The sequence below is a fragment of the Nocardia sp. CA-135398 genome (genome assembly GCF_050955845.1).
GTDB lineage: Bacteria > Actinomycetota > Actinomycetes > Mycobacteriales > Mycobacteriaceae > Nocardia.
This window is the reverse complement of sequence record NZ_CP192084.1, coordinates 7,380,709-7,407,300: the sequence shown is the minus strand read 5'-3', so window position 1 is coordinate 7,407,300 and position 26,592 is coordinate 7,380,709. Positions and strand designations below refer to the sequence as shown.

Here is a 26,592-nt window from a genome sequence, read left to right as displayed (position 1 = left end):
GCAGCGCGGCGTGTGACGTCGGACGAACCCATCGCGATCGTGGGCATGAGCGCCCGATTCCCGGGCGGTGTGCGGTCGGCTGAGGACCTGTGGGACCTGGTGGCGGCGGGCCGGGACGCGATCGGCGAATTCCCGGCCGACCGCGGCTGGGACCTGGAGCGGCTGTTCGACCCGGACCCCGACAAACCGGGAAAGGTCTATACGCGCCACGGCGGATTCCTCAGCGGTGCGGGCGATTTCGATCCCGGCTTCTTCGGTATCAGCCCTCGTGAAGCGTTGGCGATGGATCCGCAGCAGCGGCTGCTGCTCGAAACAGCCTGGGAGGCTTTGGAAGACGCTGGCATCGACCCGATGTCGTTGCGGGGCAGCGACACCGGCGTCTTCGCTGGCGCCTGCACGTCGGGATACGCCGGACGGGTGACCGGTGACCTCGAGGGATTCCGGCTGACCGGCACATCCCACAGCGTCATCTCGGGCCGCGTCGCGTACGCGTTCGGCCTGGAAGGTCCGGCGGTAACGGTGGATACGGCGTGCTCGTCGTCGCTGGTGGCATTGCACCTGGCGTGCCAGGCGCTGCGCCAGGGCGACAGCTCGCTGGTGCTCGCCGGTGGTGTGACCGTCGCGGCCAGCCCGTATCTGTACGTGGACTTCTCCCGCCAGCGCGGTCTGGCACCGGACGGTCGCTGCAAGGCGTTCTCGGCCGCCGCCGACGGTGTGGCGTGGTCGGAGGGCTCGGGCGTTCTTGTACTGGAACGACTTTCGGATGCGCAGCGGCTGGGGCACAACATCCTGGCCGTTGTTCGCGGTAGTGCGGTGAACCAAGACGGCGCCAGCAACGGTTTGACCGCACCGAACGGTCCGTCGCAGCAGCGGGTGATCGTGCAGGCTCTCGCCAATGCGGGGATATCGGCGGTCGACGTGGACGCGGTGGAGGCGCACGGGACCGGCACTTCGCTGGGCGATCCGATCGAAGCGCAGGCGTTGATCGCCGCCTACGGACAGGATCGCGGCGATCGGGAACCGCTGCGGATCGGTTCCTTGAAATCGAATATCGGCCATGCCGTGGCCGCCGCCGGTGTGGCCGGTGTGATCAAGATGGTGCAGGCGCTGCGGCACGAGCGGCTGCCGCGGACGCTGCACGCCGAAACGCCGACGCCGCACGTGGATTGGACCGCGGGCGCGGTGCGTCTGCTGACCGACGCCGAACAGTGGACCGCGGGCGATCGAGTACGCCGGGCCGGGGTGTCGTCGTTCGGAATCAGCGGCACCAACGCGCATGTGATCCTCGAAGAAGCACCGGCCGCACCGGTAGCGGCCGCCGAGGGCGACGAAGACGATGCGGATCGGCAGTCGAATATGCCGGTCATCCCGCTGCTGGTGTCGGGTAAGGGCGAGGCGGGTCTGCGTGCGCAGGCTGCCCGGCTGCGTACCTGGTTGTCGCAGCGGCCGGAGATCGATGTCTCTGACGCGGCCTATTCGCTCGCGACGTCGCGGGCCCAACTGGATTCGCGCAGTGTGGTTCTCGGCCGCGATCGCGACGAGCTGCTGGAGCGGCTGGCGAACCTCGCCGAATCGGGGACCGGCACCGGTGTCGTCACAGGTGCCGTCGGGTCGGGGACGACGGCATTCTTGTTCACCGGTCAGGGTGCACAGCGGATCGGTATGGGTGCGGGCCTGTGCGAGGCGTTCCCGGTTTTCGCGGACGCCCTGGATTCGGTATGCGCGCAGTTCGATCCGATGTTGGAGTGCTCGCTCGTAGACATCATGTTCGGTCGTTCCGGTGCCACGGTTCTGGATCGGACCGAGTTCACCCAGCCCGCGTTGTTCGCCTTCGAGGTGGCGCTGTACCGCTTGCTGGAATCCTTCGGCGTCACCCCGGATGTGTTGATCGGCCATTCGATCGGAGAAGTCGCGGCCGCATATCTCGCGGGCCTGTGGTCGCTCGAGGACGCGTGCCGGTTGGTGGCGGCGCGCGGCCGGCTTATGGGTGCGTTGCCCGAAGGCGGCGCGATGCTGGCGATCGGAGCATCCGAAACCGAGGTGAACGAGGTCGTCGCTCGATACCCCGACCGCGTGTCGGTCGCCGCGGTGAACGCGCCAGCGGCCCTGGTGATTTCCGGTGACGAGGACGCGGTCGCCGAGATCGAGGCCAGCTTCGCCGAGCGCGGCCGCAAGACGTCGCGGCTGCGGGTCAGCCACGCCTTCCACTCGCATCGGATGGAGCCGATGCTCGCCGAGTTCGATACTGTCGCAAAGGGTTTGACGTACCACCGACTACGCCTACCGGTGGTGTCGAACGTGTCAGGTCGGCTGGCCGGGGACGAGGTGCTGGAACCTTCCTACTGGGTTCGGCAAGTGCGGGCCGCGGTGCGATTCGCGCCGGGTATCGAGACATTGATCGCCTCGGGTGTGCGCCGATTCCTGGAGGTCGGGCCCGACGCGGTACTGGCGGCGATGACCCGGCAGACCCTTCCGGAGGGCGGGCAGTCGGTGGTGGCGGCGGCCGCGCGCCGGGATCACGGTGAGCCCCGACAATTCCTGACGATGCTGGCGCACGCGCACACGTCCGGTGTCAGCGTGGAATGGACGCCACTGTTGCGTCACCCGGCGGTACGCCGAATTCCCCTGCCTACGTATGCCTTCCAACACCAGCGATTCTGGTTGCCGCCGCGTCCCTCCGGCGACACGCTCGGCCATCCGCTGCTCACCGGTGTGGTGCCGGTGGCCGGTAAGGACGAGTTCGTTTTCACCGGCCGGTTCTCGCTGTCGACCGACCCGTGGGTCGCCGACCATATGACCTACGGCACCGTGGTGCTGCCGAGCGCGACGCTGGTCGAGTTCCTGCTCGTCGCGGGCGGCCGAATCGATTGCGGCGTCGTGGAGGAGCTGACCCTGGAGGCTCCGATCCTGCCGTCGGAGGACGACGAGGTCGAACTCCAGGTATCGGTGCAGGAGCCGGATGGGAGCGGCCGCCGCCCGTTCACCTTCTACTTCCGGAAGTCGGGCCGTAGTGCGGGTGAATGGGTGCGCAATGCCAGCGGCGTACTGGCCCCCTCATGGGACGGCGATGATGCTCTGCTGGACCGGCTGCGGGACGAGGCATGGCCGCCTGCCGACGCCGAAACTCTGGACACCTCCTGGATTCCCGAGCGGATCGCGAAGGGATCCGGACTCGAATACGGTCCGGCGTTCATCGGTGTCGAGGCCGCATGGCAGCGGGGTGGGACCGTCTTCTCCGAGATCACCCTGGATACCGCGGCCGCGTCCGAACCGGAGCGGTTCGATCTGCATCCCGCACTGCTCGACCTGGTGATGCACGCCGGGCTGGCCGGGCTCGCCTGGCGCGATCAAGACAGCGATCCGAATACCGGCCGGTTGCTGTTCCGCTGGGGCGGGGCGCGACTGCACCAGCCGCTGGTCAAGGCGACGACGCTGCGGGTCATCGCGGTGGCGAGCGGCCCGGAGACGGTTTCCGTTGCGACCGTTGACGATTCGGGACGGCCCGTGGTTTCCGTCGATGCGGTCGTCATGCGGCCCTACGACGTGAAACAGATGCGCGCCACCCTGGCCGGAGATGACGTCGACCTCTACGAGATCCAGTGGACGCCCGCGCCGACGGCGACATCGAGTCTGTCCGCCGACCGGCTGGCCGTACTCGGTTCCGTGCCGGTCGCCGGAATCGAGACCTGCTATCCGAGCCCGTCGGAACTGGCTGCGGCACAAGTTATTCCGGATGTCGTGATCTGGCCTCCGGAGCCCGATGTCGCGGCCGACGATCCCACGGCCGTTCGCGGCCACCTGGAAAACGTGCTGGCGACGGTGCAGGCCTGGCTGGCCGAAGACGGTCTGGCCGACACTCGGCTGGTCGTGGTGACAACGAACGGTGCCGCGCTGCCGGGCGCGGCACCGGATCTCGCGGCGGCCGCCGTTCGGGGCCTGATGCGCAGCGCCCAATCCGAATATCCGGGACGGTTCATCCTCCTCGACGCCGACCCGTCTGCCGCCGCGCCCATGGATTACCCCGCGCTGGTCGGCGCGATGATCGCGGCAGACGAACCGCAGGCCGCGGTGCGCGAGGGCGCATTGCTCGTGCCGAGACTGGCGAGAGCACGAGCCGAGCACGATGCCGAGCCGGGACGGGCCCACCCGTCGCCCGAACGCGACGCGACGCCGTCATTCGGTGTCGGTACCGTACTGATCACCGGCGGCACCGGTGGCCTCGGCGCACTCGTGGCTCGACATCTGGTCGCCGCACACGGCGTCCGCCGTTTGCTGCTGGTGTCCAGGCGTGGCGAAACCGCCGATGGTGCAATGGAACTGGTGTCCGAGCTGGCCGCGGCCGGTACTTCGGTCCGGGTGGCCGCCTGCGATGTCGGCGATCGAGAAGCGCTGCGCGCTCTGCTGGATTCGATCGATGCCGATCATCCGCTGACCGGCGTGGTACACGCGGCGGGTGTCCTCGATGACGGCACCGTCGCGGGCCTCACCACCGAGCAATTGCGGCGAGTGTTCGGCTCGAAGGCTACCGCCGCATGGCACCTGCACGAACTCACTCGCGACCGTGACCTGTCGGCCTTCGTGCTGTTCTCGTCCGTCGCGGCGACGATCGGATCGGCCGGGCAGGGCAATTACGCGGCAGCCAACGCCTTCCTCGACGCGCTGGCGCACCACCGCCGGGCCGAAGGGCTGTCCGCGGTTTCGCTGGCGTGGGGGCCCTGGAATTCCGCCGCCGGTATGACCGGTGGCCTGGACCGCAGCGCCGTCGCCCGCTGGGAAAGGCTCGGTCTGCACCCACTCGGCAACGACGAAGGTCTGCGGCTGTTCGATGCGGCCACCGGCCGCGCCGCCGCGCACCTGGTCGCGATCGGGTTCGACCCGGCGAAGCTGCGGCGCGAAGCGCGCAACGGTGCGGTGCCGACGGTGTTCCGTGGTTTCCTGCCCCGGACCACGGACCGGACCGCGGCCGCGTCGAGCTCGCTCGGCACACGACTGAGCCGGGTACCGGAGAACCGCCGCGCCGAGGTGGTGCTCGACCTGGTCCGGGAGCACGCGGCTGCCGTGCTCGGCCATGGTTCCGCCGAAGACATCAGTCCCGACGAGCGATTCGACGCACTGGGATTCGACTCGCTCGGCGCCGTCGAATTCCGCAACCGGCTATCGAAGGCCACCGGTGTCCAGTTGCCGTCCACCCTGGTCTTCGATCATCCCACCGCCGCGGCGGTCGCCACCCTCTTGCACGCCAAGATCGAGGGAACGGAATCCGGTCCACGGACCACACGGGTATCGCGCCGCGTCCGCGTGGACGAGCCCATCGCGATCGTCGGCATGAGCTGCCGATTCCCCGGCGGCGTCCGCACCCCGGAGCAGTTGTGGGATCTGGTGCGGTCGGGGACCGATGCCACCACCGAATTCCCGAACGATCGTGGCTGGGATCTCGAGCAGTTGATCGACCAGGACCCGGACAAGCCAGGCACGGTCTACAGCCGCGGCGGCGGATTCCTCGAAGACGCCGGTGATTTCGACGCCGGATTCTTCGGAATCAGCCCGCGCGAGGCCCTGGCGATGGATCCGCAGCAGCGGTTGCTGCTGGAAGCATCATGGGAGGCACTGGAGGAATCCGGAATCGACCCGATCACGTTGCGCGGCAGCGACACCGGTGTGTTCGCGGGCGCGTGCGCCTCCGGATATGTCGATCGCGTCACCGGTGACCTGGAAGGCTTCCGGCTGACCGGCACCACGCACAGTGTCGTATCCGGCCGCGTGGCATACGTTTTCGGCCTCGAAGGACCAGCGGTCACCATCGATACCGCATGCTCGTCCTCGCTGGTGGCATTGCATCTAGCGTGCCAGGCATTGCGTCAGGGGGAAAGTTCGCTGGCACTCGCCGGTGGCGTCACCGTAGCCGCGACTCCTTATCTCTCTGTGGATTTCGCGCGGCAACGTGGCCTGTCGCCGGATGGCCGATGCAAGGCGTTCTCCGCGGCGGCCGACGGTGTTGCCTTCGCCGAGGGCGTGGGCGTACTGGTTCTGGAGCGGCTGTCGGACGCGCAGCGGCTCGGCCATGACGTCCTGGCCGTCATCCGGGGCAGTGCGGTGAATCAGGACGGTGCTAGCAACGGCCTGACGGCGCCGAACGGTCCGTCGCAGGAGCGAGTGATCGCGCAGGCCCTCGCGAATGCCGGGCTCACCCCCGCCGACGTGGATGCGGTGGAAGCGCACGGAACCGGCACTCCCCTCGGGGATCCCATCGAGGCCAACGCGTTGATCGCCGCATACGGGCAGGATCGCGGGGATCGGGAGCCGCTGCGCATCGGATCGATCAAATCGAATATCGGTCACACCGTCGCGGCCGCCGGTGTCGGTGGCGTGATCAAGATGGTGCAGGCGCTGCGACACGAAGCTCTGCCCCCGACCTTGCACGCGGAAACGCCGTCCCCGCATGTGGATTGGTCCGCGGGCGCGGTGCGCCTGCTGACCCAGCCGGAACCGTGGCGTGCCGGCGGAACGGTTCGCCGGGCGGGTGTGTCCTCGTTCGGGGTCAGCGGCACCAACGCCCACCTGATCCTCGAGGAAGCGCCCGCAGCTCGGCCTGTGGTCTCGCCACCGGCTACCGACCATCCGCACCCGGCGGTGCCATGGCTGGTGTCGGCCAAGAGTGAGAACGCCCTGCGGGCACAGGCGGCGAAGCTGCGGCAGTGGCTGGTCGATCGCCCCGACGCCGATCCGGCGGATGTGGCGTATTCGCTCGCGACGACACGTGCGCAGCACGAGTGGCGGGCATCGGTCCTCGGCTCCGATCGCGACGAACTGCTGGCGCGGCTGGCGAAGCTGGCCGCCGGGTCCGCCTCGGCCGGCGTGGTTTCCGGCACGGTCGCCGCGGGGAAGACCGCCTTCCTTTTCACCGGCCAGGGCGCGCAGCGGGTCGGCATGGGCGCGGGCCTGGCCGAGGCCTTCCCGGTATTCGCCGAAGCGCTGGACGAGGTGTGCGCCCGGTTCGATCAACTGCTCGGATGTTCCCTGAAGCAAGCGATGTTCACCGGACACCTGATCGACGATCAGGGAGTCACCGCGGAGACCGGGATCCTGGATCGGACACGACTGACCCAGCCCGCACTGTTCGCGTTCGAAGTGGCGTTGTATCGGCTGCTGGAATCGTTCGGACTCGTCCCGGACATGGTGATCGGGCACTCGATCGGTGAACTGGCCGCGGCGTATGTGGCCGGTGTGTGGTCACTGGAGGACGCCTGCGAGCTGGTCGCGGCACGAGGGCGGCTGATGGATGCGCTGCCAGCGGGCGGCGCGATGCTCGCGGTCGCCGCGTCCGAGACCGAAATCAGCGCGGCGATCGCCGGATTCGGTGATCGGGTGTCGGTGGCGGCGGTGAATGCGCCTGCGGCCGTTGTGGTCTCGGGTGACGAGGACGCCGTCGACGAGATCGATCGGCAGTTCACCGAGTCGGGTCGCAAGACGAGCCGACTGCGGGTGTCGCATGCGTTCCATTCCGCTCGGATGGAGCCCATGCTGGCCGAGTTCGAGACCGTGGCGGCGCGAGTGGCCTTCCACGACCCGCGGATTCCATTGGTGTCGAACGTCTCCGGCCGGATCGCGGGAGACGAGATCCTGGATCCGGGGTACTGGGTGTCGCAGGTGCGCGCCGCGGTGCGTTTCGCGCCCGGTGTCGAGACGCTGGTGGCGTCGGGCGTGCGACGGTTCCTCGAAGTCGGACCCGACGCGGTGCTTGCGGCGATGACGCGGCACACGCTTCCCACGGATGTCGAGCCTCGATCGGTGGTCGCCGCGGCGGCCCGCCGGGACCACGACGAGGTCGAGCAGTTCCTGACGATGCTCGGCCAAGCGCACATCGCCGGGCTGGCTGTGGATTGGAATCGGCTGTTCACCGGCCGCCGGATATCACGAGTCGCCTTGCCCACCTACGCCTTCGACCATCGGCGGTATTGGCTCGAACCAACCCTCGGCGAGCCTCGGCACGCCACCTCGGAACACCCGCTGCTCACCGACGTGGTTCGAGTGGCCGACCGCGACGAGTGGCTGTTCACCGGGCGGCTTTCGCTGCGCACCCATCCATGGATCGCCGACCACACCACCTACGGAGTGGTGCTCGTCCCGAGTGCCGCGCTCATGGACATGCTGCTGGTCGCGGGTCAGCGCATCGGATGCGGTGCCGTGGAGGAGCTCATCCTCGAGACGCCGATCATCCCGCCGGAACAGGGGGAAGTCGAACTCCAAGTGCTGGTGCGGGAACCGGATTCCGCGGGACGTCGATCGTTCACGTTCCACTACCGCCTCGCCGGCGACACCGACAGCGAGTGGCGGCGCAACGCCAGTGGCGTGCTGAGCGGTCGGCAGCTGATCGACATCGGACTCGTGGACATGCTGCGCAGCGGGCCGTGGCCGCCCGTCGACGCCGAACCGGTGGATACCGAGCGGATTCCGGCCCAGATGGCGCGTGCCGCCGTACTGGAATACGGTCCTTCGTTCATCGGCGTCGACGCCGCCTGGCGCAGTGGTGACACGGTCTTCTCCCAGGTCACCCTGAACCAGGACACCCCGACCGAAGCGTTCCGGCTGCACCCGGCGCTGTTCGACATGGTGATGCATGCCGGGATCGCCGGTCTGATCCGGCCCGACCGCGAGGGCAACCCCGCCGAGAGTAAATCCCTGTTCCGCTGGGGCGGAACGCAATTCCACAGCACGTCCACGGTCAGGACATTGCGGGTGATGGCCATCCAGCGCAGCAGCGAGGCGATCGCCGTCGTGGCCGTCGACCAGGACGGAACCCCGGTGGTCAGCATCGATGAAGTGGTCATGCGCTCCTACGACGTCCAGCAGTTGCGCGCCATGCTGCCGGGCGCGCGTGCGGCACGGTACGGGTTGCGCTGGGCGCCGGTGGACTTGCCGGACGGACGCACTTCCGCCGGGAGCGCCGCCGTGCTCGGAGTCGCGCAAGTGACCGGAATCGGCGAGCGGTATCCGGATCTGACGGCGCTCGCTTCGGCTTCGTCCGTACCGGACGTCGTAGTGTGGTCCGAAATCACTGCACCGCACGATGATTCGCAGTCATCCGGGCGGGCTCGGGTCGATGCCGCCTTGCATACGGTGCGAGACTGGCTGGTCGACGAGCGATTCGCACGGTCCCAGCTCGTCATCGTGACCGCACGTGCCGTGGCCCTGCCCGATGAGACGCCGGACCCCGCATCGGCGGCGGTATGGGGGCTGATACGTAGCGCTCAGACCGAATATCCGGGCCGATTGGTGCTGCTCGACACAGAGGAATCCGTTGGCGCGCAGCAGATTTCGGTCGACTCGATCCGGTCTGTGATTGCCACCGGAGAGCCGCAGGTGGCCGTGCGCGGTGACCGCGTCCTGGTACCGAAACTGGCGGCGCTGACCTCCTTGGACGGGGAGCGCATATCCTTCGGCTCCGGGACCGTCCTGATCACCGGCGGGACCGGGGGATTGGGCGCGCTGCTGGCCAGGCACCTGGTCACCGAGCACGGTGTGCGACGACTCCTGCTGGTATCCCGCCGTGGCGAGCGTGCGGACGGCGCAACGGAACTCGCAGCAGAGCTGTCCCGATCCGGCGCCGAGGTGCGCATCGCCGCCTGCGATGTCACCGACCGCGATGCGCTTCGAGATCTGTTGTTCAGCATTCCCGCGCAGCACGCACTGACCGGTGTCGTCCACACCGCGGGCGTACTCGACGACAGCACCTTCCACACGCTCACCGATGATCAGGTCGATCGAGTGTTCGCTCCGAAAGCCGATGCGGCGTGGTATCTGCACGAGCTGACCCGGGACATGAAACTTTCGGCGTTCGTGATGTTCTCGTCGATCGCCGGAATGATCGGCTCCGCCGGACAAGCGAATTACGCTGCCGCGAACAGCTTCCTGGACGCCCTCGCGATGCAGCGCCGCGCCGCGGGACTACCGGCACTCTCACTTGCCTGGGGTCCGTGGCAGCAGGGCATCGGCATGACAGGCGCTTTGGATCGCACCGGCCTAGCCCGGTTGGAGCGACTGGGCCTGGCCCCGCTGGACCGTGCCGACGGCCTGCGATTGTTCGATGAATCGCTGACCACGGCCGAGCCGGTGTCCGCGCTGTTGCGGCTGGATACCGACAAACTGCGCCTGGAGGCGCATACCGGTCCGGTACCGGCGGTGCTGCGCGGGTTTGTTCGCGAACGCGGCCGGTCGGCCACGACATCGAGTGCTGAACTGTCGCTCGGGGAGCGTCTGCACGGTGTGCCGGAGCCGAAGCGACGTGTGGTCGTCCTGGACCTGGTGCGGGAAAAAGTGGCGGCAGTACTGGGTTACGGGTCTGCCGACGACATCGAGCCTGATCGCGGCTTCAGCGAGCTCGGCTTCGATTCCCTCGGCGCAGTCGAGTTTCGCAACCGGCTTTCGAAGGTGACGGGGCTGTCGCTGCCCTCGACCCTGATATTCGACTACCCGACCGCGGGAGCTGTCGCTGATTACTTGCTGACGCAGACCGCGGTAACGGTGTCCGCGCAACCGACGTCGGCGGTGCCCGACGACATCGCGCAGCTCGAGATCCTGCTCGAGCGGATTATCGCCAACGGCAGCGACAACGACGAGACCGTTGCCGGATTACGGGGTGTCAACGAGCGTCTGCGTACCTACCTGACCGGCAAGTGGTCCGGCGGTGCGTACGACGACCTCGAACTCCGTTCCGACAGTGAACTTTTGGATCTGATCGACGAGGAGTTCGGCCCAGCATGAGCAACCCCGGCACCAGCGACGAGGAACGGATCAGCCGGTATCTGCGCAAGCTCACCGTAGACCTCCGCGCCGCCAAGAAGCACATCAACGATCTGGAAGAACGTGCCAGCGAACCGATCGCGATCGTCGGCATGAGCTGCCGGTATCCGGGCGGTGTCGAAACTCCGGCGCAGCTGTGGGATCTGGTCGCTTCCGGCACCGACGCCATCGGTCCCTTACCGGCCAACCGGGGCTGGGACCTCGAGCGGCTGTTCGACACCGATCCGGATACGCCGGGGACTGCCTACACCCGGGAAGGTGGATTCCTGGATGCCGCAGGCGACTTCGATGCGGGATTCTTCGGAATCGGTCCGCGCGCCGCCGAGGCGATGGATCCGCAACAGCGCCTTTTCCTGGAATGCGCATGGGAGGCATTGGAGGACGCCGGCATCGATCCGGTGTCGCTGCGCGGCAGCGACACCGGTGTTTTCGCCGGTGTGTTCCACCTGGACTACGGTCTCCGCGTGGGTTCGCCGGGCCTGACCGCCGAGTCGGAGGGGCATGCCTACGTAGGTGTTTCAGCCAGCATCGTCTCCGGGCGCGTCGCGTTCACCTTCGGTTTCAAAGGTCCGGCACTCTCGGTGGACACCGCGTGCTCGTCGTCGTTGGTCGCGCTGCACCTCGCCTGTCAGGCGCTGCGTCAGGGCGAGACCTCGCTCGCCCTGGTCGGCGGGGTCACCGTGATGTCCGACCCCACTGTGCTGATCGCATTCAGCAGGCAGCGTGCGCTTTCCCCGGATGCGCGGTGCAAGGCCTTCGCGGCAGCCGCGAACGGGACCGGATTCTCCGAGGGCATCGGCATGCTGGCGGTCGAGCGGCTGTCGGACGCCCGCCGCCACGGCCACCAGGTCCTCGCGGTCATCCGCGGCAGCGCGGTCAACCAGGACGGCGCCAGCAGCCATCTGACCGCACCGAACGGTCCGTCGCAGGAAAAGGTGATCGCGCAGGCCCTCGCCAATGCCGGTCTGAAGCCCGCCGACATCGATGTGGTCGAAGCGCACGGCACCGGCACCCCCCTCGGGGATCCGATCGAGGCGCAGGCGCTGATCGCCGCCTACGGTCGCGATCGCGCCGGAGATCCGCTGCGTATCGGCTCGCTCAAGTCGAACATCGGGCACACCTCCGCCGCGGCGGGTGTCGGCGGCGTGATCAAGATGGTGCAGGCGCTGCGACACGAAATGCTGCCCGCGACACTGCATATCGATGCTCCGACCCCGCATGTGGACTGGTCGGCAGGATCGGTGCGGTTGCTCACCACGGCAGAACCGTGGCGGGCGGGACAGCGGCTGCGTCGCGCAGGTGTGTCCTCCTTCGGCGCCAGCGGCACCAACGCCCACCTGATTCTGGAAGAGGCCCCTGCCCTGGAGGAGGCCCCTGCAGAACCGGCAGACGAGGCCCCCGATCGTGGTGCGAAGGCCGTCGCGGCCCGCGTCACCCCATGGCTGGTATCGGCGAAAACCGAGGACGGCCTGCGTGCACAGGCGGCCAAACTGCGGCAATGGGTGACCGAGCACCCGGACATGACCGTCGATGACATCGGCTATTCACTGCTGACGACCCGCGCCCGGCTGGACTGGCGGGGAACAGTAGTCGCCGCCGATCGAGAGGCGATGCTCGCCGGACTGGCAGCGCTCGCCGAACACGGCTCGGCGAGCAGCATCGGCGGTGTGACGGCAGGCAAGGCGGTGACGCGCAAGGCGGCCTTCCTGTGCACCGGACAGGGGGCACAGCGGGTCGGGATGGGACGTGAACTGTACGAGGCGTTCCCGGTATTCGCTGCCGCGTTGGACGAGCTGTGCGAACAGCTCGATCCACTGCTGGGCGGTTCGCTGAAGCAGTTGATGTTCACCGGTCAGCTGGCCGATGGCAGCCCCGGCAATGCCGATGCCAGCGTTCTGGATCGGACCGAATTCACCCAACCCGCGCTGTTCGCATACGAAGTCGCGCTGAGTCGACTCATGAACTCGTTCGGTGTGACACCGGATGTGGTGGTGGGACATTCGATCGGCGAGCTGGCTGCCGCGTACATCGCCGGTGTGTGGTCGCTCCCGGACGCGTGCCGGTTGGTCGCGGCGCGCGGCCGCCTCATGGGGCGGCTGCCCGAAGGCGGCGCGATGTCTGCGATCGCGGCCAGCGAGCACGAGGTAGCCGAGGCGCTCGTCGATCATGACGCCCGAGCCGCCATCGCTGCGGTGAATTCACCTGCGGCCGTTGTAATTTCCGGTGACGAGGAGGCCGTTGCGGCCGTCGAGCAGTGGTTTGCCGACCGCGGGCGCAAGACCTCGCGGTTGCGGGTGTCGCACGCGTTCCATTCGCACCGGATGGAACCGATGCTGGCCGAGTTCGCCGCTGTCGCACGGGATGTGACCTACCATCGCCCGCAGATTCCACTGGTGTCGAATCTCTCCGGTCGGATCGCCGGGGATGAAGTGCTCGAATCCACGTACTGGGTCCAGCAGGTGCGGGCGGCCGTCCGATTCGCCCCGGGTGTCGACACCCTGGTGGCTTCTGGCGTGCGCCGATTCCTGGAAATCGGTCCCGATGCGGTCCTGACTGCGATGACCAGGGAATGTCTGCCGGACGATATCGAATCGCAGTCGCTGGTGCTCGCCGGGGCACGTCGAGGACGGGCCGAGGTCGAGCAGTTCGTGAATTGCCTCGCGCACGTGCACGCGGTCGGTGTCGACGTCGACTGGAGTATGTTTTTCGCCGCGCGCCCGGTCTCACGAGTGCCGTTGCCCACCTACGCTTTCCAGCGCCGTCGCTACTGGGTCGAACCCTCGCTCGGCACCGCCGGTGTGGAATCCGCGGGTTTGGCTGTGGTGGAACACCCCATGTTGGACGCGGCATTGCCGATGGCAGATGGTGGTGTCATCCTGACCGGACATCTGTCCCCGCTGTCGCAGCCGTGGCTGGCCGACCATGTCATCGGTCGGGTCATGTTGTTGCCGGGGACCGGGTTCGTGGAGTTGGCGTTGCGTGCCGGTGCGGAAGCCGGGTGTCCGGTGCTCGAGGAATTGATGCTGCAGGTGCCGCTGGTGTTTCCGGCGGCAGGTGGCGTGCGGATCCAGGTTGTCGTCGGCGCGCCCGAGCACGAGTTCGCGCAGCGGTCGATATCGATCTACTCGCGCGGTGAACACGACCGCGATGGGCAGTGGGTACTGAACGCGCGTGGTCTGCTGACCACCCGAGACGACTCGGCCGCACCCGAACCGGAGGTATGGCCGCCGTCCGCGGCGATCGGTATCGGTGTCGCGGCCGCGTACACCGGCTTGCTGGCGCGCGGCTACGATTTCGGTCCGGCGTTCCAGGGTGTGCGGGCGTTGTGGCGACGTGGCGAGGAGGTGTTCGCCGAGATCGCCGTCGATGCGGACGCCGGGGTGCGAGCCGAAGGGTTCGGGATCCATCCGGCACTGCTGGACGCGGCCTTGCACGCGAAGCTGCTGGCCGATGTGCCCGAAAACGGTGCGGGACAGTCGGAGTCACCGTTCGCGGTCGGTGCGGGGCAGGTGGTGCTGCCGTTCTCGTGGGAGTCGGTGTCGCTGCACGCGGTCGAATCATCGGCGTTGCGGGTACGTCTGACCACGACCGGGTCGTCGGTGTCGATGTCGGTGGCCGATGAGCAGGGACAGCCGGTGTTGTCGGGGTCGGTGACGACCCGGCCGATGCCATTGGAACAGCCCGCACCCGCGGCCGATCAGGTACTGGAGCTGGTGTGGTCGCCGACCGCATCCGCGGCGCCGGTGCTGGATTCGGGTATGGGTCGGTGGGATCGGTTGGATCCGGAGTCGCCGGTACCCCCGGTGGTGGTGGTCGAGGCCGGGTCCGGCTGGAACGACCACACCGACACCGACGTGGTGGCTGCCACCCATACCGAGGTCGCACGGATCCTCGAGGTGGTGCAGGCGTGGCTGGGGCGGGATCGGTTCGCCTCGAGCACGCTGCTGGTCGCCACGCGTGGCGCGGTGGCGCTGCCCGGTGAAGATCTCACCGATCTCACCGGTGCCGCGGTGTGGGGTTTGGTGCGCGCGGCGCAGGCGGAGGATCCGGGCCGAATTGTGTTGCTCGACGCGGACACCGACATCGACGAGCAGCTCGCGGCCAGGGTAGTCAACGTGGACGAACCGCAAGTGGTGGTGCGTGCCGGTGTCGTCAACACCGCTCGGCTCACTCGATCCGCAACCCGCGATTCTGTTGCCGACGTTGATGCTCGCGCCTTCGGTGCGGGGACAGTGCTGATTACCGGTGGCACAGGCGGTTTGGGCGCGGTCGTGGCCCGGCACCTGGTGGTCGAGCACGGCGTGCGGTCGTTGCTGCTGGTCAGCCGCAGCGGCCCGGGAGCCGAGGGAGTAGCCGCGCTGAGCGCCGAATTGGCGCAACTGGGCGCGCAGGTGCGGGTGGTGGCCTGCGATGTCACCGACGCCGCCGCGGTCGCGGGCCTGCTGGGCGAAGTGCCCGCGCAGTGGCCGTTGACGGCCGTGGTGCACGCCGCGGGTGTGCTCGACGACGGGGTCATCGCGTCGTTGACCGCACAACGGGTGGACACCGTACTGGCACCGAAAGTCGACGCGGCCTGGTATCTGCACGAGGTGACCGCGGATCTGAATCTGGCTGCGTTCGTGGTCTTTTCGTCGGTCTCCGGCACGGTCGGTGGTCCCGGGCAGGGCAATTATGCGGCAGCGAACACCTTCCTCGATGCGTTGGTGGCACACCGTCGAGCGCGAGGGCTGGCGGGCCAGTCTCTGGCGTGGGGTCCGTGGGCGCGCTCGAGCGGCATGATCGGACAGCTGGCCGAGGCCGATGTGGCCAGGATGAGTCGCGGCGGATTCACCGCGATGCCGGACGAACTGGCGTTGGCCGGATGGGATGCGGTACTCGATCGGGGCGCGGCACACGCGGTGATCGCCTTGGTGGACACCGCCGCGATCCGTGCTCAGGCCGAGGCAGGACTACTGGCACCGCTGCTGCGGGCACTGGCACCGACAGTGGTCCGGCGCTCGGTGCCGACTTCGGCGGTGACGTCGGGTCTGCGGCAACGGCTTTCCGGTCTGGATGCCGATCGGCAGCGGCAGGTGGTGCTCGATACGGTGCGCACCCACAGTGCGGCCGTGCTCGGTCATGACGGTGTGTCCGCGGTCGATCCCGATCGCGTGTTCCAAGACCTCGGCTTCGATTCCCTGGGCGCCGTCGAGTTGCGCAATCGACTCAAGACCGCCACCGGTCTGGCACTGCCGCCCGCAGTCGTCTTCGACTACCCGACACCACAGGCGCTGGCCACCTACCTGGCCGGTGAACTCACCGGCACAGGGCAGGACATCGCGGTCACGGTCACTGCCGCGAAAGCTGTTGACTACGACCCTATTGCGATCGTCGGCATGGCGTGCCGGTACCCGGGCGGTATCAGTTCGCCCGAGGACCTCTGGAATCTGGTCGTAGACGGGACCGACGCGACGTCCGAGTTCCCCGTGAACCGAGGGTGGGATACCGAGCGCCTCTACGATCGCACGGGCGAGACCCCGAATAGCACTTACACGCGTGCGGGTGGCTTCCTGCATTCCGCCGGTGAATTCGATCCGGCGTTCTTCGGCATCAGCCCCAACGAAGCCTCGGTGATGGATCCGCAGCAGTTCCTGCTGCTGGAGACCTCGTGGGAGGCGTTGGAGCGGGCCGGTGTGAATCCGGCGGTGCTGCGCGGCAGCTCGACCGGGGTCTTCACCGGCATGATGTATCACGACTATCCGGCCAATGCGAACTCGGGATCTATTGCCTCCGGGCGAGTCTCGTATGCATTCGGTCTGGAGGGCCCTTCGGTCACCGTGGATACGGCGTGTTCGTCGTCGTTGGTGGCGTTGCATCTGGCCGCGCAGTCGTTGCGGTCGGGTGAATGTGATCTGGCGCTGGCCGGTGGTGTCACGGTGATGGCTACCCCGGAGACGTTTGTGGAGTTCAGTCGTCAGCGAGGGTTGTCTCCAGATGGTCGGTGCAAGTCCTTCGCTGATGCGGCTGATGGGGTGGGTTGGTCCGAGGGTGCGGGTGTTCTGGTGTTGGAGCGGTTGTCCGACGCTCAGCGCAATGGCCATCAGGTTTTGGCGGTAGTCGCTGGTTCGGCGGTCAATCAGGATGGTGCCTCGAATGGGTTGACCGCGCCGAATGGTCCCTCGCAGCGTCGGGTGATCCGTCAGGCATTGGCGAATGCCGGTGTGTCTGCGGTCGATGTCGATGTGGTCGAAGCACACGGCACCGGTACGACTTTGGGTGATCCGATCGAAGCCCAAGCGCTGCTGGCGACTTACGGCCAAGACCGGGACCCGGAGCGTCCACTGTGGCTGGGGTCGTTGAAGTCCAATATCGGTCACGCTCAAGCCGCCGCGGGTGTGGGCGGCGTCATCAAGATGGTGATGGCGATGCGGCACGGGCTGCTGCCCAAGACCTTGCACGTGGATCAGCCCTCCACGAAGGTCGATTGGTCCGAAGGCCATATCCAGTTGTTGACCGAGCCTCTGCCATGGCCGGAAGTTGATCGGCCACGACGTGCTGGTGTGTCCTCGTTCGGTATCAGTGGCACCAATGCTCACGTCATCGTCGAACAGGCCCCAGCGGAACCGGCTCCCGTGCCGGTGGTCGAGAACGTCCCGACCGTGTTGCCATGGGTGGTCTCGGCGCGTAGTGCTGAGGCTCTTGCGGGTCAAGCTGCTCGTTTGACATCGCATGTGGGCGAGCACGATCCGATCGATGTCGGTTTCTCCCTGGCGTCGACGCGTGCTGTTTTCGAGCATCGTGCAGTGGTCGTGGGCGAGGGCCGTGACGGTCTGCTGGCGGGTGTACGCGCACTGGCTGCCGGTGTACAGGCACCTGGTGTTGTGTCCGGTCGTGTGGTGTCGGGTTCTACGGGTGTGGTGTTTTCGGGTCAGGGTGCGCAGTGGGCCGGTATGGCCACGGAGCTACGTGATACGTATCCGGTGTTCGCCGAAGCATTCGATGCGATTGTCGCTGAGTTGGATCCGCTTCTGGGGCAGCCGGTTTCGTTGAGTGTGGCGTTGGTCGATGGTGATCTGGTTGATCAGACGGTGTTCGCGCAGGCGGGGTTGTTTGCGTTCGAGGTGGCGTTGTTCCGTCTGCTCGAATCGTGGGGTGTGCGTGCGGATGTGGTGGCGGGTCATTCGATTGGTGAGGTGGCTGCGGCGCATGTGGCTGGGGTGTTGTCGTTGGCGGATGCGTGTGTGCTCGTTGCGGCGCGTGGCAGGTTGATGCAGGCGTTGCCTGCTGGTGGGGCGATGGTTGCCGTGGGCGCGTCGGAGGCCGATGTGTTGCCGCTGCTAGCTGGTGGGGTGTCGATCGCGGCGGTGAATGGTCCGTCGTCGGTGGTGCTTTCGGGTGTCGAGGATGCGGTCGCGGCTGTTGTCGATCGTTGTGTTGAAAAGGGTTGGCGTACGCATCGGTTGCGGGTGTCGCATGCTTTCCATTCGGTGTTGATGGAGCCGATGCTGACTGAATTCGCGACGGCGATAGAAGGTTTGACGTTCGCGCCGCCGAGTATTCCGTTGGTGTCGACGGTGACTGGTGTCCGGATCATCGATGAGATGACTGATCCGTTGTATTGGGTGGGTCAGGTTCGTGAGACGGTGCGTTTCGCTGATGCGGTCGTGGCGATGGCGGATTTGGGTGTGTCCCGGTTCGCTGAGGTCGGGCCTGATGCGGTGCTGACCCCGATGATCGCCCGGACGCTCGAAGACGCGACGGCAGTTGCTTTGACCAGACGCGACCACGCCGATGCCTCGACTGTATCGACTGCGGTGGCAGGGCTGTTCGTCTCCGGCACCGATGTGGACTGGGCCGGTTTCTACGCCGGTACCGGGGCCCAGCGAATCGACTTGCCTACCTATGCCTTCCAGCATGAGTGGTTCTGGCTCGATGCCAAGCAGATGCTGGCGCAGTCGTGGCTGGGTGCCGAACTGGGCGGAGTCACCGCTGTCGGGCTCGACGCGGTGGATCATCCGTTGCTGGGTGCCGTTGTGCCGCACCCGGATTCGGGTGCGGTGAGTTTCACCGGCCGGTGGTCACTGGATTCGGTGGAATGGCTGGCCGACCACAGCGTGCTCGGCACGGTGTTGCTGCCGGGCACCGGATTCGTCGAATTGGCCGGTTACGTCGGTGGTCTGCTGGGCTGCGAAGTGGTGGACGAACTTGTTCTGCACACTCCGCTGACCATGTCGGTCGAGGGCAGTATCGCAGTACAGGTCGTGGTGGCCGCCCCTGATGAGGTCGGCCGCCGAAGGCTGAGCGTGCATTCTCGGCAGTCGACCGAGGGGCCGTGGGTTCTCCATGCCGAAGGGGTGCTCGCGCTGGGTGACGGAGTGGCGGATTTCGACCTCGCCTCTTGGCCTCCGGCTGGCGCCCAGCCATTGGACATCAGCGGTGCGTATGACGAGCTGCTCGATATCGGATATGGGTATGGCCCGTTCTTCCAGGGGTTGCAGGCGGCGTGGCAGCGCGGTGATGAGTTGTTCGCCGAGGTCGCGCTACCGAATCCACAGGAAGCCAAGGGCTTCGGGATCCATCCCGCGCTGTTCGACTCGGCATTGCATGCCGGGATAATCCATGCGCTTCGCGGCGGTGGCAGTGCTGGTTTCCCGGCGCTGCCGTTCACCTGGAACAGGGTGGTGGTGCACTCGGCCGGTGCTGCCGCGGTGCGGGTCCGGATTGTGCTTCATGGCGACCGGTTCGCGGTGCAGATGGCTGATGAGCAGGGTCAGCCCGTATTGTCTGTGGGCGCGTTGGTTTCTCGCGTGGTGTCTGCCGATCGGCTCAACGCGAACCCGGTGTCGGATGCCTTGTTCGGTGTGGATTGGGTCGCTGTTGCGCCGTCGGTGGTGAGCGTCGAGCCGGGCCGTGTGGCGGTACTGGGTGGGAGCCAGAATTCCGGTGAGGTGCGGGGTTATCGCGATCTTGCGGCGTTGATCGCTGATCTCGATGCGACTCCCGATGCTGTTGTTCCTGACATCGTGTTGTTGGAGTGCCCCGACCATGACGGTGTGGTGCCGGAGGCTGCCCGGCAGATCGCGTTCAGTGTTCTCGACACTGTCCAACTTTGGTTGAGCGATACTCGCTTCGCTGACTCTCGTTTGGTTGTGCTCACCGAACGCGCTGTGACTGTTGCCGATTCCGAACAGGTGGATCTCGGTCAGGCGCCGGTGTGGGGTCTATTGCGTGCCGCGCAGGCCGAACACCCGGGTCGGTTCCAGCTTCTCGACTTGGATGAAGACGGCGATCCGCTCTCCGTAGCGGCGGTGTCGGCTGCGGTCGCGGCGGAGCCGGAGGCCGCGCTGCGGGGTTCGAGCGTGTTCGTGCCGCGATTGACTCGTCACGCGGCCGGCGAGGTTGTTCGGTTGTCCGAGCCGGGTACCGTGCTGGTGACCGGTGGTACGGGTGGTTTGGGTGCGGTGATTGCTCGGCATCTGGTGACCGAACATGGTGTGCGGCAACTGCTTCTGACATCGCGGCGTGGCCCGGATGCTCCTGGCGCTGCTGAGTTGCGTGCGGAGCTGGTCGAGCTCGGCGCACAGGTGACCATCGCCGCATGTGATGTGTCCGATCGGGATGCGCTGGCGGCACTGCTGGACAGCATTCCAGTCGAGCATCCGCTGGTGGGTGTGGTGCATGCGGCGGGTACCGCGGACAACGGTGTGATCGAGTCGATGCCCGGGGACCGGATCGGCTATGTCTTCGGGCCCAAGGTCGATGCGGCGTGGCATCTGCACGAACTCACTCGCCAGCACCCGCTGTCGCTGTTCGTGCTGTTGTCGTCGGCGGGTGGGTTGGTGCTGGCCGCTGGTCAGGCCAATTACGCCGCCGCGAATGTTTTCCTCGATGCCCTCGCCGCCCATCGGCATAGTCTGGGTTTGCCTGCGACCGCTATCGATTATGGCCTGTGGGCGCGGTCGAGCGGGCTTGGTAGTGACCTGTCGGAGGATGATTTCGATCGGATGCGCAGGCTGGGTTTCCCGCCGCTTTCCGAGGTCGATGGTTTGGCGTTGTTCGATGCGGCGATAGCTACTGATACTGCTCAGTTGGTGGCGTTGCGGGTTGATCCGGCGGTGCTTCGGACTCGGGGTGAGCAGATTCCCGCTCTGGTCCGCGCGATCGCACCGGCACCGGTCCGTCGCCAGATTCGGACAGCGGCAGGGCGGGCGTTCCTGCAAACGCTGGCTGGTCTCTCCGACGCCGATCGCAAGAGCGCTCTGCTCGACCTCGTTCGATCGGTAGCCGCCGAGATCCTCGGACACACCTCGATGGAAGCTGTTGAACCCCGACAAGCTTTCCAACAGCTCGGCTTCGATTCCTTGGGCGCCATCGAGTTCCGGAACAAGCTCAACGCTACGACCGGCTTGCAGTTGCCTGCCACGCTGGTCTTCGATCACCCCAACTCGCAGATCGTCGCCGAGTTCATCGATTCCCAACTCACCGGCACCGCGGCTGTCGAGAAGCTCGCGATCAGTCGGGTCCGAGCCAACGACGACCCGATCGCGGTGGTGGCGATGGGCTGCCGCTACCCCGGCGATGTCGCCTCGCCCGAGGATCTGTGGCGTCTGGTCACCTCGGGCATCGATACCACCGACGCGATGCCGATGGATCGAGGCTGGGATATCGAGGGCATCTACGATCCCGAACCCGGTAAGGTGGGTAAGACGTATACCCGTCAGGGTGGATTCCTGTACTCCGCAGCCGAATTCGACGCGGATTTCTTCGGGATCAGCCCCAACGAAGCCACGATGATGGATCCCCAGCAGCGGTTGCTGCTGGAAGTGTCTTGGGAGGCGTTGGAGCGGGCCGGTGTGGATCCAGCCGTGCTGCGTGGCAGTTCGACCGGTGTGTTCACCGGTGTGATGTACCACGACTACGCCCGGGGAACCGGTACCGGTAGCAGCTCTGCGGGGAGTCTGGTCTCGGGCCGGGTGTCGTATGTATTCGGTCTGGAGGGACCGTCGGTCACCGTGGATACCGCGTGTTCGTCATCGTTGGTGGCGTTGCATCTGGCCGCGCAGTCGTTGCGGTCGGGTGAGTGTGATCTGGCCTTGGCCGGTGGTGTGGCGGTGATGGCGACACCGGATATGTTCCTCGAGTTCGGCCGTCAGCGGGGTTTGTCCGCGGATGGTCGGTGTAAGTCCTTCTCCGATACCGCCGATGGTGTGGGTTGGTCCGAGGGCGTCGGTGTATTGGTGTTGGAGCGGTTGTCGGACGCTCAGCGCAATGGTCATGAAGTTCTTGCGGTGGTTGCTGGTTCGGCGGTGAATCAGGATGGTGCCTCGAATGGGTTTGCCGCGCCGAATGGTCCGTCGCAGCGTCGGGTGATCCGTCAGGCTTTGGCGAATGCCGGTGTGTCGCCGATCGATGTCGATGTGGTCGAAGCTCACGGCACCGGTACGACTTTGGGTGATCCGATCGAAGCCCAAGCGCTGCTGGCGACTTACGGCCAAGACCGGGACCCGGAGCGTCCACTGTGGCTGGGGTCGTTGAAGTCCAATATCGGTCACGCTCAAGCTGCCGCGGGTGTGGGCGGCGTCATCAAGATGGTGATGGCGATGCGCCATGGGGTTCTACCTCGAACGCTGCATGTTGATCAGCCCTCGACAAAGGTCGATTGGTCCGAAGGCCATATCCAGTTGTTGACCGATTCGGTGGCGTGGCCGGAGGTTGATCGGCCGCGTCGTGCTGGTGTGTCCTCGTTCGGTATCAGTGGCACCAATGCTCACGTCATCGTTGAACAGCCTCCGGTGACCGAGCCGGTGGTAGAACAGGCTCCGGTGCTGGATTCGGTCCCGGCTGTGTTGCCGTGGATGCTCTCGGCGCGCAGTGGTGCGGCTCTTGCGGCTCAAGCTGCCCGCCTGGCATCGCACGTGGATGACCACGCCTCGATCGATGTCGGCTTCTCGTTGGCGTCGACGCGTGGTGTTTTCGAGCATCGGGCTGTTGTCGTCGCGGGGAACCGCGATGATCTGCTGGCCGGGGTGCGGTCGTTGGCTGCCGGTGTGCGCGCACCTGGTGTGGTGTCCGGTCGTGTGACGGCGGGTTCGACGGGTGTGGTGTTCTCGGGTCAGGGTGCGCAGTGGGCCGGTATGGCCACGGAGCTACGCGGTGCGTATCCGGTGTTCGCCGAGGCATTCGACGGGATTGTCGCTGAGTTGGATCCGCTTCTGGGGCAGCCGGTTTCGTTGAGTGTGGCGTTGGTCGATGGTGATCTGGTTGATCAGACGGTGTTCGCGCAGGCGGGGTTGTTTGCGTTCGAGGTGGCGTTGTTCCGTCTGCTCGAATCGTGGGGTGTGCGTGCGGATGTGGTGGCGGGTCATTCGATTGGTGAGGTGGCTGCGGCGCATGTGGCCGGGGTGTTGTCGTTGGCGGATGCGTGTGTGCTCGTTGCGGCGCGTGGCAGGTTGATGCAGGCGTTGCCTGCTGGTGGGGCGATGGTTGCCGTGGGCGCGTCGGAGGCCGATGTGTTGCCGCTGCTGGCTGGTGGGGTGTCGATCGCGGCGGTGAATGGTCCGTCGTCGGTGGTGCTTTCTGGTGTCGAGGATGTTGTCGCGGCTGTTGTCGATCGTTGTGTTGAAAAGGGTTGGCGTACGCATCGGTTGCGGGTGTCGCATGCTTTCCATTCGGTGTTGATGGAGCCGATGCTGACTGAATTCGCGACGGCGATAGCGGGTTTGACGTTCGCGCCGCCGAGTATTCCGTTGGTGTCGACGGTGACTGGTGTCCGGATCATCGATGAGATGTGTGATCCGTTGTATTGGGTGGGTCAGGTTCGTGAGACGGTGCGTTTCGCTGATGCGGTCGTGGCGATGGCGGATTTGGGTGTGTCCCGGTTCGCTGAGGTCGGGCCTGATGCGGTGTTGTCTCCGATGATCGCCCAGACTCTCGATACCGGTACTTCTACGGTGGTGGCACTGGCGCGTCGAGACCGTGCCGATGTGTCGGCGGTAATGAGTGGTGTCGCCGAGTTGTTCGTCTCCGGCGCCGACGTGGACTGGGCCGCTCCGTACGCCGGTACCGGTGCTCGGCGAATCGACCTGCCCACCTACGCCTTCCAGCGCCAGCGTTACTGGATGCGCGAGGGATCGGCCGGTAGTGGCGATGCCCGCGCGATGGGTCTGGCGACCACCGGACACCCGCTGGTTTCGGCGGTGGTGTCGCAACCGGACTCCGACACGGTGACGCTCACCGGACGCTTGTCGGTGCAGACGCATCCGTGGCTGGCCGATCACAAGGTGATGGACACGGTGTTGTTCCCCGGTACCGGTTTGGTCGAACTGGCCTTGCATGCCGGGGAGCAGGTGGGCTGTCCGACTCTGGAGGACTTGGTCCTGCAGGCTCCGCTGGTGCTGCCGGAGTCGGCGGGCATTGCGGTGCGTGTCGTGGTCGGTGCCGAGCACGAGACGGGCCGTCGCGCGGTGCGGATCTTCTCCTGCCCCGATGGGGATGTCGGTTCGGCGTCATCGTGGACGCTGAACGCCGAAGGTGCGCTCGCCCCGGATGACGTGGCGACTGCTGTCGACCTCGCCTCGTGGCCCCCGGCCGGTGCGCAGCCGCTGGACATCAATGGTGTCTATGACGAACTGCTCGATGGCGGGTACGGGTACGGTCCCTACTTCCAAGGTCTGCAGGCGGCATGGCAACGCGGCGAGGAATTGTTCGCCGAAGTCGCGCTACCTGACCCGCAGGAAGCCAAGGGTTTCGGGATCCATCCGGCATTGCTGGACGCCGCTCTGCATGCCCTGCGGTTGACCGGCAACATGTCGGCGGACGAAACCGGTCTCGCGTTGCCGTTCGAGTGGTCCGGTGTCACGGTGCACGCGGCTGGGGTTGATGCGGTGCGGGTCCGGCTGACCCGAGTCGGCGAGCATGCTGTGGCGTTGGATCTCGCAGACCCGACCGGTGCTCCGGTGGCGACGGTGCGGCAGCTGGCTTCCCGGCCGATCGATCCCGCGCAGCTCACCGCCGACGCATCCACTGTGGCCAACGCGTTCCAGGTCGATTGGACACCGATTTCGGTGTCCAACACGGAGGTCAGCACGGTGGCATGGGCGGATCTCGGTGACGAGGTTCCGGCCGCGGTGGTGTTGGACTGCCCGGTGGGTAATGATCCTGCGACCGTTCGTGCCGCGACTCACGGTGTGCTGCAAGTGCTTCAGGCCTGGATTGCCGATCAGCGGTTCGGTGAGTCCGTGCTGGTAGTTCGGAGCGGTGGTGCGGTATCGGTTGCCGGGGAAGACATTACGAACTTGGCCGGCGCCGCGGTGCATGGTCTGGTTCGTTCCGCGCAGGCGGAAAGCCCTGACCGAATCGTGTTGATAGACACCGATTCCGACATCGACGGACTGCTCGGCGGGATTCTGGCTTCCGCAGAACCGCAGGTGGCTGTGCGCAGCGGGCAGGTACACAGTGCGCGACTGACCCGAGCGGCCTCCACTTCGGCTCCGAGTTCTTCTTTCGGTCCGGACGAGACAGTTCTGATCACCGGTGCCAGCGGCTTCCTCGGTGGGTTGTTCGCCCGGCACCTGGTCAATGCCCACGGTGTTCGCCATCTGCTGTTGCTGAGTCGGCGCGGTGCCTCCGCTCCCGGCGCCGCCGAACTGCGGGCGGAGTTGCGGGGTCTCGGTGCCGAGGTCGAGTTCGCCGCGTGCGATGTCGCCGATCGCGGTGCGCTCGCCGAGGTGCTGGCCGACATTCCCGCGGGCCGTCCCCTCACCGGTGTGTTCCATACGGCTGGTGTGCTCGACGACGGTGCCATCGCGTCGCTGACCCCGGATCGGATGGACGTGGTGTTGCGGCCCAAGGTCGATGCCGCCCTGCACCTGCACGAATTGACCGCCGATCTGCCGTTGAAGGCGTTCGTGCTGTTCAGCTCGGCGGCCGGTGCGTTCGGTGGCCCTGGCCAGGGCAACTATGCCGCGGCCAATGCGTGCCTGGACGCGCTGGCGATGCACCGTAGGGCGTCCGGGAGGTGCGGGCAGTCACTTGCGTGGGGTCTGTGGGGCATGGACGGGGGCATGGCCGCGGAGCTCAGCGACGTCGACCGGCACCGTATGTCTCGTTCGGGCATGCTGCCGCTGTCGGAGGAACAGGGCCTGGCGCTGTTCGCCGCCGCGGCCGAGATCGGCACGGCGGCACCCATCCTCGCCCGTCTCGATCTGGTGGGCCTCCGCAGCGCGGGGTTCGCCACCGCCCTGTTCTCCGGCCTGGTCCCTGCTCGCCGCGAAACAGTCTCGGGCGCACCCACGACGCTGCGTGCTCGTTTGGCGAACACTCCCGACAGTGAACGACTCGGTGTTCTCGTCGAAATCGTTCGCGGTCAGGTCGCGGCGGTTCTGGGTCATCGGAACGCGAATTCGATTGCGGCGGATAGACCGTTCAACGAGCTGGGCTTCGATTCGATCACCGCTATCGAGTTCCGCAACGCACTCAAAGACGTTACGGGTCTGCGGTTGCCCGCGACTCTGGTGTTCGATTATCCGTCACCACAGGCTTTGGCCGAATACCTGGCCGACGAGTTCACCGACCACCACAACCCCGACCGGTCGGCGGACCCATCGGACAACGAAATTCGAAGTGCCCTCCAAACAATCCCGCTCAGTCGTCTCCGCGACGCGGGCCTGCTGGATGCCCTCATGAAACTCGCGCGCGGGCAGGAAGGGCACGGCGAGATCGATCAGAACATCACCGATGAATCGATTGATGAGCTCGATATCGATGACCTGATCGACCTGGCTTACAACGGCTACTCAGAGGACTGACGGAACA

Annotated in this window: 2 protein-coding genes; both read left to right on the top strand. The window is 66.5% G+C overall.

Translation table 11 applies throughout. The annotated features are described in order from the left end of the window. The first annotated feature begins 12 nt into the window (after positions 1–12). The gene (locus ACQP1T_RS32890) at positions 13–10,761 is read left to right on the top strand and encodes a type I polyketide synthase (protein WP_433762453.1); all 10,749 of its coding nucleotides are present in this window, start codon (positions 13–15) and stop codon (positions 10,759–10,761) included. Beyond that, positions 10,758–26,585 (top strand): SDR family NAD(P)-dependent oxidoreductase, encoded by a 15,828-nt coding sequence (locus tag ACQP1T_RS32885; protein WP_433756914.1) that lies wholly within the window; start codon positions 10,758–10,760, stop codon positions 26,583–26,585. The genes ACQP1T_RS32890 and ACQP1T_RS32885 overlap by 4 nt, the downstream gene beginning before the upstream one ends. The last annotated feature ends 7 nt before the right edge of the window (positions 26,586–26,592 follow it).